Raw genomic sequence first — 17267 nt, 5'->3', positions numbered from 1 at the left:
TTTTATAATTTTTACTCAAAATATCTACTGTTTTATCTAGTTTTTACAACGGAATGCCTAAACTTAAACAACAGGGGTGTTGAAATGAAATATACGGTAACTTTTTGCGTATTTGATCATACTATAGGGGGGAATCCTTTTTGGCATGGTTCTTTTTTTCTATCAAAACTGGATGAACGTAAGCGATTGCTTGAAGTCGTTGAGACTTGGGGTTTTTACGGTGTTACCAGTACTGGAGATAAAAATAGTCGTTTAGAGAAATTCAAAATCAAAAATCACTTAGATGTTGATTTTCAAGGCAATCACGGTATGTTAATCCGCGAAGAAATTCGTTATATGGATCTGGGACATGGTTTACATGGATATACTTTTGAACTAACCCAAGAGCAGTTTGAGGAATTACAAAAGCGGTGTGCAATAGCAGTCGCAGAGCAAAAAGCGGCTATTGAGGAAGTGGTAGGTAATGGTCAAAATTTCACAATAGATCCGACAAAGAAAGGACGAATTTATAAGGAAGAAGCCTATTCCAGACAAATTTATGAAATTGAGCAAATTAAAGCAGGAATAGAAGGACGTCCCTCCAGGCTTAAGCCTTTTGATTTTCATCTATCATTGGGTTTTAGGAAAGCAGGTTTTTTCGGGTTAGAATTTTGGTTACCTGTTCCCAGTCTTGAAAGTTCAAATACCTGTAAAACCAGGGCGGTTTCTCTTTTAGAGGGCATCCTCACTGAAAAACAACTGGCGCCTTTCAAAAGCTCCTCTTTACCAAGATTTATTCCCGGTTTAGAGCCTATTTTATTACATAGTGAAGGAACTTTACGTCCTCATGCTAAGTCATCAGGTAAACAGGTTTTCTCGCGAAATTGGAAAGATAAAGATGTTAAATTATATTGGAGCGTGCCGCCGCAGCGTTTTGATCAATTATCAGAAGATACTGCAGACTTATTTAACATAGATAAAGAATATCGCAATGAGGTGAAGCATATTGTCAGTAAGTTACAGGAGTTAGAATGGACAATAAGAAATGCATCTTTTTTCGAGAAATACGCAGACAATGAGGTTAATTTAATTAAATATAAAAATGATCCAGCTTATCGTCAATTTAAAGATAATTTAATTAAGTCTAAAGATGATCTCGCTGATTTGATTGTTAAATGCTACAGAGAGTTTGCCATTATTGAACCTAAAAAAGATACTAAAATATCAGGTTGGCAAGGTTTTGCTCTTTCTTTATTTTCTGCACCCCGAAGTAAGGAAGAGAAAAAATTACAAGCTAAAATTCATCAGGCTAAAATGCTTTTCAATTCTATTTATTGGGCAATAGCGGATGAGTGGAAAATCTATGCGGATTATCCTTCTGAGGCCTCTGCCCCTGAAGATGCGGAAGAATATAATCCTTTTGAGGCGGTAGCTTCTTATTTATCGAAAGAAGATAAAGAAAATCTATGCAAGATAATAGGACGAAATTATATAGAGAGTAACGAAACGAACGAGATAGAAAGCGAAGAAGCAAATGAAACTTCGTTAATACCTTCGCTCACCTAGTGTTGTGAATGACAAAAACTTCTAAAAATAGTGGTCTGGTTATGATGAAATAAAAAGTGAGACAGAGTTTACTTCAATGTATCCAGACCACGACTTTTAAAATCAATAGCTCGATGCCAATAAAATTTCTTGTGTATCAATTCATTTGGTATCATAATAAAAAATAATGCTGTGCTTTTTTAGGACAAATTTACATGGGTGATCCTCTAGACCTTTTCCCAACAGGTTTTCTAACTATCCCATTTGATCAATATCCTGGCGCTAAGACTCCCAAGGTTTCGAGCATGGACCTTGAGTGGTTGATTGCTCAGCTTAATGATTTTATAACGGAAACTCCGGTCGGCACTATAGCAGAAAGTAATTTTGGTTACTGGCTAACGTATGCACTCCAATGTGCGACGAATATGTATGATGAGAAAGCAGCACAGCAAATTTGTGCGCTTTTATATAAATTATACGATGATGAAAATCCAGAGGCTTTAGTTTCAATCCTTTCGCAGACTCTGGGGGGAACTTTTGAGGGGCAAACTGTTGCTTATGCTTGGATGGATAACCTCTTTACCGCTACGTTCGATTCCAGAAATAATTCAGTGCTTGTAGCAATTAGTTATATTTTCAACCAACTGTTAGAGAAAACAGGTGATGAACTTTCTTCCATTATGGCAAAAAATGTAGAAGAAGGCAGTGAAAAAGGAAAAAACGCAATCCTCGTTCTTGCGCGCGCCTTGGCAAATGCTACTACAATATCTGATAATCAGCCAACAGCTGAATTAATTGCTGAACTTTTAAGAGGTTTTCTTAAAAAATCACCTAGAATTATAAGTACTGCTTTAACTGAAGAAATTACTTATGGTTCTTTTAAAGGTAAAAGTAGTATCTATGTATTAGTGGGTGCAATAAAGAATACAGTAGTCAATAATCCTAAAGTAGTACAAATTCTTAGTCGCATTCTGATTGATGTAAGTAAGATGTGTCCCGCTGACCTGGTTGATTCTTTATGTAAAATTCATGAGTTAGGTCCTTATAAAGGAATGCATGCGCTGCATATTATTCTTATTTCACTGGTTTCGGCCGCATACATTGACAAAAATTCAGAAACTTTAAGCAATTTGATTGATGTTTTATCTCAGATATGGGAGAGCAATTCGGATGGCAAAATTAATTCAGCGTTAATGCAAACAATTCATACTGGTGAGCATGCAGATCTGAATGGCATTATGATGATAGCGCGTGCATTGACTGCTGCCATTGATCATCAACTTGCAATAGCACCAATTATTGAATTTTTAAATAATTTTATAAAAAGTGACCCCAAAGATTTAGATTCTGCTTTTACTCACAAGGCTCCAAAAAGTACTATAGGTAATTATACGCTGTCACCATTACTGCTATTGATAAATACATGGAGTAATAATAAAGATTCATTTCTGAAAACGAAACTTCAGAATACTATTTATAAATTGGCTTCTTCTAAATCGGCGATAGAAATGTCCTATTCTTTAGATGGTGAACCAAAATTATTTTTTATAAAAAAAGTAGCAAGCGCACATTCCTTGAATAAAGCGGATGTTGCTCGACTCCTTAGCATGGCAGGCGAAAATCCAAGTTCTGTTCCCCTTGATTCTGATTTTTTTTTGACAAGAAATAATTTGGGCAAAAAACAATTTTTTTTCCAACCCTTCGATGAAGCAATAGAGACAAAAAAAGTAGAAGATGCCGAAAAGAAAGCTGCTGCTTGCTGCTTTTAAATTCGTGTTCTTTACTTTTATACGTTATTTAAAAATTCCTTTTAATATCCAATAGCTTAGTTGTGTTCTTAACGATTAATCATTGATTATTTTTTGGGCACAAGTTAAAATGCCCGGGCAATATGGGATTTTTTTGTAATTGATGGTGGTCATTATGCCAAACCCTTTTTTTGTTTTTTTAAAGAAAAAACATGTCGTTAAAAAATTTACTTCATATGAAAATACAGAGCAAACCAGAGAGCTTCAATTGCTTGTTGCATCGGGTAATAAAGCACAATATAGAAAAAGAGAGCAAGAGCTTAATGAAGAAGGGTATAAATTTAGATTGACCAAAGGAGTTGTTTATGAAATTAGGGATGAAGGTGAAACAATAGAAGTTCGCGTTGCTGTTCAGGTTAAAGGATTCAGTTTAAATTGGTACTTTTGGGCTCCAGGTGGATTGGATCAATACCCTCAAGACTTCAGAGATAAATTATATAATGCTGCTGCAGCGGCTCATAAAGAAGTTGAGGATGGATGTGATTTATATCTCAGAGGCAGTGATGACCTCCATGGCAAATTAATGCATCATCTACCATTAGAGTTTGGACATAATCACAATCATTATCGCTTAAAGAACAATAAAGCGTATACCCCTAAAGACTTTAATCAACACATGCTCGCTCTAGCCAAAACTGAAATTTATCAAGAATTTTTTGAAGAAGGTGAAATTGAAGATCTTTGTAAAAAGTTTGAACTTTTTTACATGAAATGGGTTACAAAAGCAGATGATGGGCTCTCACCTGAAGAGCGATATCTTAGCTCTCCATCACAAAAACTAGAATTAGAAGATGTGATTGAATTGGAGTTATTTGCCCACCAACAGGAACCTTGTCGAATTAATATGACAGAACTAAAAGTAGATTATCAAGCAGCCAGAAAGGAAATAGAACGGATTGTTAGAGAAGGCTTAACAACGGAAAGCCTAAGTACGTTATTAGAGAAAGTAGATAATGAATATAATGAATTTGTGGCGTTCAGAAAGGAAGGCGGTAGCAGAGGACTTACGCCTGAAATAACCGATCCGAGTCAAATTAAAGGAACACGATATCTAGCGAAACTACCGAGTATGGGCAGGGATGATAAACTTAAAAAAGAATTACCCGACGTTCCAAAGTGGGCGCACAGTGTTCAATCTGCCATAGCGAAAGCAAGAGCATTTATGCTTGAGGATGCGAAAAAAAGATTAGCTAGTATTGAAAAAGCTGGTGAAGAAGTACTGAATACGCTTGGAGACTCTTCTGTTTCTGAACCGCCTGTTATAGCTGCTTCGAGTAGTTTAATTAAACCAGTTAAAGAACCGAAAGTAGATAAGTTGGAAGTGGACCTGAGTACGTCTGGACTTGCTCCTTTGAAAAAAGAATTAGCTGTTTCTGAACGGACTACGGAGGAACCGAAAGTAACCAAGTCGGAAGTGATATTGAGTGAGCATAGCAACTCTACTTTCCTTGGCTTATTACAAAGAGAAAATGAAAGTACACAGATGAAAGGTAAAACTGATGTACTGTCAGCATTAACAGTTTAAATGCATGACGCTAATGACATTGAGGAAATAGAAATGAGTAGGCTTTTTCAGGAAAAAAAGAATAATGTTAACCGAATCATTGATAGTTTTATCGAGGCTAAAATAAAAGTTGATGCTTTTTGTGATACCCTGAATGTGTTGCAAAACGAGCTTCGTATGGCAAATACAAAAGAAGAATTCGATAACGTTGTTCACAAGATGATTAATGAGGAAAAAAAAGTTCATCACTTTTTATTGGAACTTACAAAGGGAACAGATGAAGAGACTCTGTCAAAAGTAAAGACATATATAGCTGACCTTCCTAATTTCAAAAATGTAATGACCTTGTTGAGTTATACTGAGATTACAACAAAAAATATTATAGCTAAAAAAGAATTATTAAGTCTTCAGGAAGCATTATCCAATCTAACTGAGGCACAACAAACAGAATTATTAGTTTTTATTAAAAAACTAAAAGAGCTTAAGCCTGTTGCAGAGCTACTTGTAAATCAAAAAGAGTATTTTAAAGAGCGCTTGCAAGAAGCCTGCTCACTAGATGCTATTGATAAAATAGAGGATGAAATCCAAAATAAAAATCACCTAATTACTGGCGCTTTAGAACGATTGTTACCCTATCCCAAAGACGAGCTGGTAGGTGAGCAAATTATTGAGCTCCTGAAAAAAAATAGACATTTTCTCGCTATATTGGAATCATTCAACGTGCATGAATTATTAATGGAAGAAATATTAAATGCAAGAGCGACATTAATTACCATGAATGACGAATCCCTTTCTCTCGGTGGTTAGCCTTTACACGTTAGTACAGTAGCCATTTGCGCGTTATTTCTAAAAGTAATCATAACCTGGGAGCAAGGCAAAACCCAGGTTAAAAGTACTGCGTTTCTATCAGGAAACAATGGTATTCGATGCATTTTGCGAGAAAACTTTCCTAATCAATGCACTCATACTGATGTATGCTGCACTGCTTAGAAAAAATTTTCTCACAACTTAAACTGACCGTTTCGAGGAAACATTGATAGGGAGGGAGCAATGCATCACTCAAAGAAGTTTTGTGTGTGCCTCAAAGCGGGGAGCAGCAACATAAAAAAATCGAACTGGCACTGCCAGTTCGAAGTTTATGAATTGAAAAAAGATTAAGCGGTCATTGCCTTAACGCGAGCTACCAGGCGACTTTTAATACGAGAAGCTTTATTCTTATGAATTAAACCTTTTCCAGCAGCCTTATCAATAATTGGTTGTGCTTTGGTGTAGGCAGCATGAGCGGCTTCTTTATCACCTGATTCAACAGCTTTAATTACATTTTTGACGTAAGTGCGGAACATAGAACGTGCACTGGCGTTGTGTTGACGTAATTTCACGTTTTGGCGAGCACGTTTGATCGCTGATTTAATATTTGCCACTTAAAAATCTCCACTCATTCAGACGGTACAAAAAGATGATGATCATGCACAATGAGTTAGAATTTGTCAATAGAAACTTCTTTGTTTCTAAAGTATAAATTGATTCTCTCAATTGCGAAGTGTATAATTTATGCCCAATTGTGTTGGGAAATAGGATATCTACTAGCTCAGGTTATTTTAATGTAAAGACTGATACGCTGTTATTTAAGATTATGACAGCCGATTCATTTGGGTTATTATAAAGTATTTTACTTTGTGCATAAAAATTATGGCAGCAACTGATTCAGAGATTATGGTACCTAAACGGCAAAGCTTATTGCGTTCAACGACATTGGTTTCAGTGATGACTTTTATTTCACGTATTGTAGGTTTTGCGCGCGATATGGTTCTTGCCAATTTTTTTGGTGCCCAAGCAGGTATGGATGCTTTTTTTGTAGCATTCCGCATTCCTAATTTTATGCGTCGTCTTTTTGCCGAAGGAGCATTTGCTCAAGCTTTTGTACCTGTACTGGCCGAATATCAAAAAACACGCACCCCAAATGATGTACGAATTTTTATTGCACGTATCGCCGGATATTTAGGGTCTATTCTTAGTGTTGTCACTTTAATTGGGATGTTTGCTGCACCTATAATTATCTTTTTATTTGCCCCCGGTTTTAGCCATGACAGTAGTCGTGCCGTATTGGCTACTGAAATGCTGCGCATTACTTTTCCTTTTTTAATGTTGGTTTCGTTGACTGCCATGGCAGGGGCAGTATTAAATACCTATGGCTATTTTGCAATCCCCGCGTTTACGCCCGTATTGCTGAATATCAGTATGATTCTTGCAGCGATTTATTTATGCCCTCATTTACCAAAGCCTGTAGTAGGTTTAGCTTGGGGGGTTCTTATTGCTGGTATTGTACAGTTGTTTTTTCAAATTCCTTTTTTACATCATCGGAATTTATTGGTAAAACCTCAGTTGGTTAGAAATGACGCTGGAGTGAATAAAGTGCTTAAGCTTATGATTCCGGCTTTATTTGGGGTTTCTATTGCCCAACTTAATTTAATGGTGGATAGTATTTTTGCTTCCTTTTTAAAAATTGGCAGTGTCTCTTGGTTGTATTACACAGACCGTCTTACAGATTTCCCATTAGGGGTTTTTGGAGTAGCGATTGCAACAGTAATTCTTCCACATTTATCCCGAAGGCATGCCGAACAAAGTATAAGCCAATACTCAAGTGCATTGGATTGGGGATTGCGTTCTATTTTACTTATAGGAATTCCTGCGAGTTTAGGATTGTGTTTGTTTGCTATGCCTTTAATTGCAAGTTGCTTTGCTTATGGCAAGTTCACTGTCTACGACGTGCTTCAGACGCAAAAAAGCCTGATTACTCTTGGAGCAGGTGTACCTGCTTTTATGATGGTCAAAGTATTGGCTTCTGGTTTTTATGCACGACAAGATATTAGTACCCCAGTTAAGGTGGGGGCGATTTCTATGGTGGTTAATACATTATTGTGTTTCCTTTTTGTTTGGCATTTTGCTCATGCAGGCTTGACTTTAGCTTCCGCATTGGCAGGTTATGTCAATTGCGGCACTTTATTATTTTTACTCATTAAACGAGGGGTGTTCAAACCTTCTCCGGGATGGATAAAATACAGCATACAATTACTCTTTGCTAATGCAGCAATCAGTATTTATTTAATGCTTATTAGTGGTACAGTAGATTATTGGCTTAGTTTTTCTCCAGTGATGCGTTTAGGCTTATTATCCGTCCACGTATTAGTTGCCGTAATGATTTATTTATTAGTCCTGGGATTAGCCGGGCTTAGACCTGCTCATTTTCGTGGTCAAGTGAAGGAATAAAAATATGCAAGCAAAATTGTTTTATGAAACTCAGAGTGACAGGGCCATTCCTCTTTATTTGATGTCACAAAGCCAAAGGGAAGAAGGAATAAGTATGCTGTCTCCAGCAGAACAAAATTGTCTTGCCTTGTATCAATTTAAAGGAAAAATAGGGGATTGTTGTTTTATTCAGAATGCAGATGGATTAATTGATAAAGCTTATGTCGGTACAGGCGATGGGAATCAGGTTCAAGCTTTAGCCAATGCGGCATTATCACTTCCGCCTAATATTTATCAGGTGCAAGGCACTTGTACTCAGGAAGCAACAATGGCTTGGGCGTTGGCGCAATATCGTTTTGACGCATATAAAAGACACGATCTGCAACCTCGTCTTTTAATGATTCATCCAGATGATTTAAACTCTCTTTTGGCATTAACCCAAGCTCATTTTTTAGTGAGGGATTTAATCAACAAACCAACAAGTGATTTAGGCCCCAAAGAATTAGCGGAAGTAGTGGAGCAATTAGCTAAAACCCATAAAGCACAATTCAGGCAGTGGGTGGGCGATGAATTACTAAAGGATAATTTTCCAGCAATTCATGCTGTTGGACGTGCTTCCAAATCAGCGCCCCGTTTGTTGTCGTTAACTTGGGGCGATGAGAAAAACCCTCATATTACTCTGGTAGGAAAAGGCGTTTGTTTTGATAGCGGCGGCCTAGATATTAAATCGGCATCGGGCATGCGGTTAATGAAAAAAGATATGGGCGGCGCAGCACATGTAATAGGCCTTGCACAATGGATTATGACTTGCAATTTGCCCGTGCATTTACAGATGCTTATTCCTGCGGTTGAAAACTCTATAGGACCTGATGCATTTAGACCTGGTGATGTCCTAACAATGCGTAATGGCTTAACAGTGGAGGTACATAATACAGATGCAGAAGGACGTTTGGTCTTGGCTGATGCTTTGGTAAAGGCGTGTGAAGAACAGCCTGAGCTGCTCATTGATTTTGCGACTTTAACTGGAGCTGCTCGAGTTTCAGTAGGTACCGAAATAGCTGCTCTGTTTACTAATAATGATCAATTGGCCGCAGAAGTGGCGGCTGCATCGCATAAAGCAGCCGATCCTATCTGGCGTTTGCCTTTATTTGCTGCTTATGAAGAATTGCTTCGCTCAAGCATTGCTGATTTGACTAATGCCAGTGATCATCCTTATGCAGGAGCAATTGTTGCGGGGTTATTTCTTCAACGTTTCGTAACAAAATCCATCCCATGGATGCATTTTGACATTATGGCGTGGAATTTAAGCAGTAAGCCTGGAAAACCTGAAGGAGGCGAAGCGATGGGGTTACGTACTGTTGCAGAATATTTGCTGAAGGTTTATGGATAATAAAATGTGGTGTTTAAAAAGGAGATTTTGATGTTAATAACATTTCATACAGATGCCTATGAAGACATTACTTATTTTGCCGATATAGCTAAACGTTTGCTTTCTTTAATGGGACATAGCGGCACCGTTCCTGGAGCGATTAAATCCGAACAGCTTCCTGAAGCTTTGGAGAGGTTGCAGACTGGTCTTCAAAAAGAAAAAAAAGTTGTCGAGGATGATGAAGACAACGAACAGGAAATTAGCCTTGCAAAACGTGCTGTTCCTTTAATTAGTTTACTACAAGCGGCAATAAAAAAAGATAAAGATGTTCTTTGGGATTAAGACATTATTTTTTGTAGCCTGGGTGCAGCGTAGCGAAACCCGGGATTAAGAAGTTTTATTCATGCTCCATTACCCCGGGTTTTCGTTACGCTGCACCCAGGCGACCAAGCTACAATTTGCCATTTGAATCAAATAATTGGCTTGGCGCTATTTCATCTCAATCTGATGTGTATGCAACTCACAACCTTTTGCTCTGTAGTCTCTATAATGTGCGCGGCTTTGTTCTTTTTCAGTTTCTACATTGATTACTAATTCCATTATACGTTTAAATCTGGCATAAAAAGATGGAATAGAATTGGAAAGATTTAACAAAATATCATTAAACCCTCTGGGTTCACGTTCATAACCAATTTGTATTGGGGGAGGTGGTTCAGGACCTTCACCTTGTAGGTTATGTGGGATAAAACTATCTTCTTTGAATGTCCATAACAACTCATCCAGTAGCTCAGCATCCTGTTTGTTATTGCACAAGACATAAACTTTATGACCTTTGGCATAAGCTTTTTCCAAAAGACGACAAGCGACCAGCCAACGTGCATCGTTCTGATCGCTTGCTAATAAATAAAAATCAACGCGAATTGCTGGCATGGCGTATTATTTGAGTGAGTAAGGGAACAGGTCTACCCGTAGCATTACGATTTTTACCAAAAACCCAGGCTGTACCTGCAATGTCCAAATGTGCCCAACGATACTTTTCAGTAAAGCGAGATAGGAAACATGCAGCAGTAATACTACTTGCAGTGCGATCAAAACCTGCATTGATCATATCTGCTAAAGGGCTATCAAGAGCATCTTGGTATTCATCATCTAAAGGCATACGCCAGACTCTATCATTGCTTTCTTTAGCCGCGTTTTCAATCAGTTGTGCCAACTCCTCATCCTGAGTCATAAAACCGGATGCTACAGTCCCTAAGGCGACAATAATTCCACCAGTAAGGGTTGCGATATCGATGACAAATTCAGGTTGATATCGTTCTGCATAAGTTAAGGCATCAGCTAAGACCAAACGACCTTCAGCATCGGTATTAATAATTTCAACAGTTTGTCCTGACATACTAGTGACAATATCTCCCGATTTCACTGAGGTGCCACTCACCATATTCTCAGCACTGGCGATTAAACCTATAACATTGATAGGAAGCTTTAATAAAGCACAGGCTTTTAAAGTACCTAATACACTGGCAGCACCAGACATATCATATTTCATTTCATCCATCGCATTTGCCGGCTTGATGGATAGTCCACCTGAATCAAAAGTAATTCCTTTCCCCACCAAAATTATTGGAGGTAGATCACCAGCCCCCTTGTAATGGATGTCTATAAGTCTTGGTGGCTGGGCTGAGCCTTGTGCAACTGCTAATAAAGTCTCCATGCCCATTTTGCGCATTTCATCGGGGCCCATCACCTTACAACTCATGTGTTGGGTGAATTCTTTGGCAAGCTGTATGGCTTGTTCCCCCAAATAAGTTGGTGTACAGATATTGGCGGGCATATCTGCCAGATGACGGCTCAATTCAACGCCTGCTGCAATTGCCTGGCCTGATTTTAATCCCTCTTCACTGGCATTGGGCAAGTAAAAAGTTATGGCTTCTAATTGATGAGGTTTGGCTTTTTTCTTTTTAAAATCCAGTAATTGATAGCATTGATTATCTATTTGAGTAACCATTTGCTCCAATTGCCAATCCGCAGAATATTGAGTGATTAATGGCAAACATACAGTGGCAGTTCGGATGCGGTGTTTAATTAATGCCCCTGTGATCTCACCTAGTCTTTTTTTAAGCTGGGAAGGAGTAAATTTTGCTTGTTCGCCACATTGAATGATCAATAAACTGCCATGCACATCATGATGCCATTGTATATCGCCTGATTCAGAGGTTTTCTTAATAAGCCTACTGATTAGACCATGATGCTCCTTATCTAGAGCCATAGCAAAGTCGGTTAACTCAGCATCAGAAAATACCCCAAGAACAAGACATTCACTAGTTGATAAAGTGGGTTTATGCGTTAATCCGTAATTCATTTTAATGATCCTAATGCCTGATGTAGCCTGGGTGAAGCGCAGCGTAACCCGGGAATTTTAGTCCAATTAACCCGGGTTACGCTGCGCTTCACCCAGGCTACATTTGTTTTGTAGTTTACCCAAATTAAGTTTGATTTGAAACAGGCATTTTACAGTCTGCTAATGGCCTTTTAGGTACAACGATTTGGACATTGATGCCTTTAATTGTTGGACTGCTTTGCGCTTTCTCAAGATAATCAATCAATGGCACATCAACTACTTTGCCATATTCTGACGAAGCTTCGCGAAAATACAATTGACCATTATTTCTAATTGCAAAGCCCAAATGTGAAATATTTAACGCGGTGCCGATTTTTTGACTTAAATCCCAGTTTGGTCTAACAATTTCAATAATTGCTCCATGAGGAATTTGTGCAAATAAATACATATTGGGTTTATTTTCGGAAAATAATGCAGTAAAAGGCAGATAAGGAACTTTTTCTGAGGCGACTTCTAATTTAGCACCTTTGCTTTTTAATTCGGCCAATCGTTTCTCTTCTTTCACTTTATCTGTGCGTTGCAATCTAATTGTTTCTACGGTTTTAAAGGCATACCAATTGGGCTTATTAATGACTGCATCAGCAACTTTGGCAACCGGCTGGTTATTTTGATCTTTAATAGTGAGCGTAATATCTTCCAATATTCCACTACGCTGATTATTTTGATTCCAATCCAAGCCAGTAAAATGATTTCGTTGCAGGTAAGAAACTGTCCCATTTTTATAACGTATGTTATTGATACATTGTTGAAATGAGGTAAGGGAGTTTGCTACAGCTAAAGATAAAATGGTGTTTACGTAGGTATCACAGTCGAACGCATCAACGCGGTATTTGGGAAATTGATCATATCGAGCTGTTGAACCTTCTCCAAGAGAGCCAAGAAGATAACGCACCCCTAAAAATTGGCTGCTAATCCAATCAATTCTGTTTGGCATGGAACTATTCGGCATGCTGCTTAGATTATGGTATAGTTTCTCTATTGAGGAATTAGCCTGTTTTTCAGTACTATTTGCATCAAAAGCATTACTTTGAAAAGAAACGAAAAGACAGGTTATAAACATCAGATGTTTTAAGGGAGTAAGTGTGTACTTCATCAGTTTTTTCTATCTAAGGCCAAAAAATAACTACATTTTAACCTGTTCCAAAGTATGGAGGCAAGAATGCTCAATCTAATTTGGCTAGGGATGATACTGATTTCTGTAATAGTAGGGGTGATTGAGGGACGTATTGATGAAGTTGCGCGTTCCGTTACTGAATCAGCCAAGCTTGGTTTTGACATCGCTCTCGGTTTAGCAGGAATCATGACATTATGGTTAGGAATAATGTCTATAGCGAATGAATCAGGTTTGGTTAACTTACTCGGAAAAGCGCTTAGGCCGATTTTAAGACGACTATTTCCTGATATCCCCACTGAACATCCTGCAATGGGGGCTATAACAATGAATCTTGCTGCCAATATGCTAGGACTTGCTAATGCAGCAACGCCATTTGGGCTGCAAGCGATGAAAGAGCTGCAAACACTGAATCAACATGCAAAAATTGCAACAAATTCCATGTGTACTTTTTTAGCAATTAATACTTCGAGTGTGCAATTAATTCCTGCTACCGCTATCGCCTATTTGGCGGCAAATGGCAGTACTAATCCCAGCAGTGTTATAGTCAGTTCCTTGATCGCAACGATCATTTCTACTTTGGTTGCCATTATTTCTGTAAAACAGTTAGAAAAATTACCAATGTTTCGTGTTGGAAGGAAAGACACCTTATGAGTGGATTTGCCAATCAATTATCCAATTGGATGCTTTTAGTTTTTATCGTGGGCATTCCTCTATATGCTGCAATAAAAAAAATTAATGTGTTTGATGCGTTTATTGTGGGGGCAAAACAAGGTTTTGATACAATTTTGAATATTGTTCCTTACTTAATTGCAATGATTGTTGCAATAGGCATGCTACGTGCTTCGGGATTTTTTAGCTTATTAGCAAATCTTCTTGCTCCGCTTCTAGCCATGATTGGCATGCCTCCAGAAGTTTTACCATTGGCTTTAATCCGCCCCTTTTCAGGAAGTGCTTCAACAGGAATGATGGCAGAATTAATTCATCAATATGGAGGGGATTCACTTATTGCTAAAATTGCAGCAACTATGATGGGAAGTACTGAAACAACATTTTACGTCATTGCCGTATATTTTGGTTCTATAGGAATTCGGCGTACACGACATGCTATTCCAGCTGGTTTACTCGCAGATCTCGCCGGAATTATTGCTGCAGTAATTGTTTGTCGTTATTTATTTGGGTGATAATTTTGATAATGTCCCTTTCTTAACAATAAAAGCCAGTGGAATTACAAATGTAAAATCAGAGACGGGTTATACATTTCCGTCTGTTCCGTATCAGACATTCAAGAAGCAGCAACTTTCAATACTAATGATGGTTCTGCAAGTTGTTCGACCCCTGTCAAAATACATTAGGGAGAGTTATATAGGTTATCCCACTTTTGTTTTCTTCTTGCTCTTGTTTTTACTGGCAAGGTCTGTTTTTTCAAGTGATTTTAAACGAGCAAATACATGACGCACTTTTGCCTTAAACTGAGCCATTTCTCGCGCAGGAACAGGAGACGCTGTAGGCAAATAGGTCGTTGTTGGATTCCTTGGTTGATTGTGAACATGCAGTTCATAATGGCAATGAGGACCTGTCGCAAGACCTGTCTGACCTACATAGCCAATCACTTGACCTCGTTTTATTTTGCTGCCTTTTGATAGACCTTTTGCGAATCGAAGCATGTGTCCATAAAGAGTGCTATACGTTTTATCATGTTTGATTTCAATCATATTACCGTAGCCATTATGTCTACCAATGTTGGTAATAGTCCCATCGCCGACTGATTGAATCGGAGTACCAATGGGTGCTGCAAGATCGATGCCTTTATGCGCTCTTTTATAGTGTAATATTGGATGATATCTGGAATTTGAAAAGGTTGAACTGATATGGCTAAATTTAATGGGATATCGTGAAAAAGCTTTTTTAAAGCTTTCTCCTTTGGGAGTATAGTAGTCACGAGTACCATTTCTACTAATATGGCGTATCGCTTGGGCGGTTTTGCCTTGATTGGTATAGCTTACAGCAACAACATCCCCAATGCCTACCATTTTGTCTTCCACATACAACGTATCATAAGCGATAGAGAAACGATCACCGCTTCGAACGGAACGGGAAAAATCGATTTCCTTGCGCAAAATTGTAGTCATTTGTTGAATTAATTTTCTGGGGATCCCTAAATTTTGGGCCGTAGCGTATAAAGAACCTTTGACCACACCACTGATATAACGCTCTTGCGTTTTCACTTTTTTGGAATCAATTTTGGTTTTATAAATAGTGCCATCCCTATAAACAGTCAGTGTTTGTATATTGTTCATCGGGATAACTAATTTTTCCAACTTATTTTTATTAATTAAAAATTTCAGTTCCTGGCTTGGCTTTATTGCAGTAAGTGCTTTTGCATAAGGATTTTTTTGCATCACCAAATGCAGATTTTGTGCTGATAATCCAAGACGCTTAAAAATGGTAGCCATGGAATCACCAGATCTAGGTCTAATGGTTTGCCATTCATTGTCCTTGACGATTTTTTTGACGGGTCTTACTGTATTAACCACGTTCTCTACAACTGTTTTGGCTGTTTCTTGAGTAAGTTCTGATGGAGATTCTTCAGCAACATGTTCTTCTTCAGTGGGATATGTATCTTCTTGATATGCCTCATCTTGATATTCTTCAGATCCATCCTCATCCAGATCAGGCAGAGTAATGGATTGAGTTGTAGGCTCTTGCTGAGGATTATGTGAGAATTTTTTTACAAGGAAATAGGGAAGTGAAAAGGCAATAGCCAAAGCAAAACCCATTAATACCTTAGATGGCTTAGATTTTTTATTTTTATTCGTTTTTCGTTTTTCGATATATATATAAGGTTTCTTATCCATCGTTTGCCTATACATTGCCACCCAAAATCATGCTATTGTCTGCATTTTTTAAATTTCGGCTGACAAATTATCTTAAATCACCTTTTAGGTATGGCAGGAAATTGCCAACCGGGCTAAGATACTCGGTGTGAGAAGATAGGTCAATCATTTATAAAGGTTTTGATGTCATGATAGTCGAAGATTCAGTATGTTCCGAGTTAGTAAGAGGCTGTGAGGAGGTACTTCCGCAGCAAGAATTAGAAAAAAAATTACAAAAGGGAACTTCTTTAAAAATAAAAGCAGGTTTTGATCCAACTGCACCTGATTTGCATTTGGGGCATACTGTATTACTTAATAAGCTAAGACAATTCCAACAATATGGACATGAGGTCATTTTTTTAATTGGTGATTTTACCGCAATGATCGGCGACCCAACTGGAAAAAACGTAACACGCTTGCCTCTTAGCCAAGAAACAGTTCTTGAAAATGCAAAAACATACCAGGAGCAAGTTTTTAAAATTTTAGATCCTCTTAAAACAAAAGTGGTGTTTAATTCTCAATGGCTTGCCCAATTTAGTGCAGTGGACTTAATTCGCCTGGCGGCAACACATACGGTTGCACGGATGCTAGAACGTGATGATTTCAATAAGCGTTATACTACGGGCCAACCAATTGCAATTCATGAGTTTTTATACCCTCTACTGCAAGGTTATGATTCCGTTGCACTCAAAGCAGATGTTGAACTTGGTGGTTCAGATCAGAAATTTAATTTGCTAATGGGTCGTGAATTACAAAAGCATTATGGCCTTGAACCACAAGTAGTCATGATGACCCCGTTAATTGAGGGCTTGGACGGTGTGAAAAAAATGTCTAAGTCATTGGATAATTATATTGGTATTAATGAGCCTGCCGCTGATATGTTTGGTAAAATTATGTCAATATCTGATGAACTAATGTGGCGTTATATTGATTTACTTAGTTTTAAAACAGGAAAAGAAATACAGACTTTAAAACAATCTGTAATTCAGGGAGCAAATCCTAGAGACATAAAAATTGATTTTGCTAAAGAAATCGTAGCTCGTTTCCATGATCAAACACAAGCAGAACAAGCACACAAAGAATTCATAGAACGCTTCCAGAAAGGTATTATTCCTGAAGATTTGGAAGAACAAACCTTAACTTTAAAAGAACCACTTTCTTTAGTTCAATTATTGAAGCAAGTGAATTTAACTCAAAGTACTTCAGAAGCAATCCGCTTAGTGAAGCAGGGTGCGGTTAAAATAAATGGTGATAAGGTTGAGGATGGGGGGCTTGTATTGCCTGCAGGCCAAACCTATATAATACAAGTTGGCAAGCGTAGAATTGCCAAGCTGCATTTACAATAAACAGAGTGTCATCATTTTTTTAAAAAAAATGAAAAAAGTATTTGACACTGAGAGGGAAATCAGTAGAATACGCAGCACGCCT

Annotated in this window: 15 protein-coding genes; 10 read left to right on the top strand and 5 right to left on the bottom strand. The window is 38.0% G+C overall.

What is annotated here, in order from left to right:
* Positions 1 to 84 precede the first annotated feature (84 nt).
* The 4 genes from A8O27_RS15565 to A8O27_RS15550 all read left to right on the top strand — a co-directional run bounded on the left by A8O27_RS15565 (position 85) and on the right by A8O27_RS15550 (position 5643).
* Positions 85 to 1545, top strand: a complete 1461-nt coding sequence (locus A8O27_RS15565) for a hypothetical protein (protein ID WP_058457943.1) — start codon at positions 85 to 87, stop codon at positions 1543 to 1545.
* Between the two features lie 194 nt (positions 1546 to 1739).
* Positions 1740 to 3293: a hypothetical protein gene (locus tag A8O27_RS15560; RefSeq protein WP_058457944.1), complete on the top strand. Its 1554-nt coding sequence runs from the start codon at positions 1740 to 1742 to the stop codon at positions 3291 to 3293.
* A 154-nt stretch (positions 3294 to 3447) separates the two neighbouring features.
* Positions 3448 to 4857, top strand: a complete 1410-nt coding sequence (locus A8O27_RS15555) for a hypothetical protein (RefSeq protein WP_058457945.1) — start codon at positions 3448 to 3450, stop codon at positions 4855 to 4857.
* A 33-nt stretch (positions 4858 to 4890) separates the two neighbouring features.
* Positions 4891 to 5643 carry a hypothetical protein gene (locus A8O27_RS15550; RefSeq protein ID WP_064115122.1) on the top strand — a complete coding sequence of 251 codons (753 nt, stop codon included), beginning with the start codon at positions 4891 to 4893 and terminating at the stop codon, positions 5641 to 5643.
* A gap of 347 nt (positions 5644 to 5990) precedes the next feature.
* On the opposite strand, the gene rpsT is transcribed toward A8O27_RS15550, so the two are convergent.
* Positions 5991 to 6257 carry a 30S ribosomal protein S20 gene (rpsT, locus tag A8O27_RS15545; protein WP_058457947.1) on the bottom strand — a complete coding sequence of 89 codons (267 nt, stop codon included), beginning with the start codon at positions 6255 to 6257 and terminating at the stop codon, positions 5991 to 5993.
* Between the two features lie 268 nt (positions 6258 to 6525).
* Between rpsT and murJ the strand changes: the two genes are divergently transcribed.
* The 3 genes from murJ to A8O27_RS15530 are packed head-to-tail and all read left to right on the top strand — an operon-like array spanning position 6526 to position 9793.
* Positions 6526 to 8103 carry a murein biosynthesis integral membrane protein MurJ gene (gene murJ / locus A8O27_RS15540; protein ID WP_058457948.1) on the top strand — a complete coding sequence of 526 codons (1578 nt, stop codon included), beginning with the start codon at positions 6526 to 6528 and terminating at the stop codon, positions 8101 to 8103.
* A gap of 4 nt (positions 8104 to 8107) precedes the next feature.
* Positions 8108 to 9472, top strand: coding sequence for a leucyl aminopeptidase family protein (locus A8O27_RS15535; RefSeq protein ID WP_058457949.1), 1365 nt, complete (start codon positions 8108 to 8110; stop codon positions 9470 to 9472).
* A gap of 30 nt (positions 9473 to 9502) precedes the next feature.
* Complete coding sequence (locus A8O27_RS15530; RefSeq protein ID WP_058457950.1) at positions 9503 to 9793, top strand: DUF1840 domain-containing protein; 291 nt, start codon at positions 9503 to 9505, stop codon at positions 9791 to 9793.
* A 147-nt stretch (positions 9794 to 9940) separates the two neighbouring features.
* On the opposite strand, the gene A8O27_RS15525 is transcribed toward A8O27_RS15530, so the two are convergent.
* The 3 genes from A8O27_RS15525 to A8O27_RS15515 form a co-directional block, all read right to left on the bottom strand.
* The gene (locus A8O27_RS15525; RefSeq protein WP_058457951.1) at positions 9941 to 10381 is read right to left on the bottom strand and encodes a DNA polymerase III subunit chi; all 441 of its coding nucleotides are present in this window, start codon (positions 10379 to 10381) and stop codon (positions 9941 to 9943) included.
* A complete protein-coding gene (locus A8O27_RS15520) occupies positions 10362 to 11813 on the bottom strand; it encodes a leucyl aminopeptidase (protein ID WP_058457952.1) in 1452 nt (483 codons plus the stop codon). Before A8O27_RS15520 ends, A8O27_RS15525 begins: the two co-directional genes overlap by 20 nt.
* 124 nt (positions 11814 to 11937) lie before the next feature.
* A complete protein-coding gene (locus A8O27_RS15515; RefSeq protein WP_058457953.1) occupies positions 11938 to 12945 on the bottom strand; it encodes an N-acetylmuramoyl-L-alanine amidase-like domain-containing protein in 1008 nt (335 codons plus the stop codon).
* A 66-nt stretch (positions 12946 to 13011) separates the two neighbouring features.
* On the opposite strand from A8O27_RS15515, the gene A8O27_RS15510 reads away from it, so the two are divergent.
* Both A8O27_RS15510 and A8O27_RS15505 read left to right on the top strand, forming a co-directional pair.
* On the top strand, positions 13012 to 13617 hold the full coding sequence (locus tag A8O27_RS15510; RefSeq protein ID WP_058457954.1) for a nucleoside recognition domain-containing protein: 606 nt from the start codon (positions 13012 to 13014) through the stop codon (positions 13615 to 13617).
* Positions 13614 to 14147 (top strand): spore maturation protein, encoded by a 534-nt coding sequence (locus tag A8O27_RS15505; protein WP_058457955.1) that lies wholly within the window; start codon positions 13614 to 13616, stop codon positions 14145 to 14147. Before A8O27_RS15510 ends, A8O27_RS15505 begins: the two co-directional genes overlap by 4 nt.
* A gap of 186 nt (positions 14148 to 14333) precedes the next feature.
* Here the strand turns inward: A8O27_RS15505 and A8O27_RS15500 are convergent, their stop codons facing one another.
* Entirely contained in the window at positions 14334 to 15821 is a 1488-nt protein-coding gene (locus A8O27_RS15500) for a peptidoglycan DD-metalloendopeptidase family protein (RefSeq protein WP_058457956.1), read from the bottom strand.
* 167 nt (positions 15822 to 15988) lie between these two features.
* Here A8O27_RS15500 and tyrS point away from each other — a divergent pair, with 167 nt between their 5' ends.
* A complete protein-coding gene (gene tyrS, locus A8O27_RS15495; RefSeq protein ID WP_058457957.1) occupies positions 15989 to 17185 on the top strand; it encodes a tyrosine--tRNA ligase in 1197 nt (398 codons plus the stop codon).
* The last annotated feature ends 82 nt before the right edge of the window (positions 17186 to 17267 follow it).

Origin of the sequence: Legionella bozemanae, from assembly GCF_001648595.1 — a bacterium.
Lineage (GTDB): Bacteria > Pseudomonadota > Gammaproteobacteria > Legionellales > Legionellaceae > Legionella > Legionella bozemanae.
This window is presented reverse-complemented; position numbering and strand designations above follow the sequence as displayed.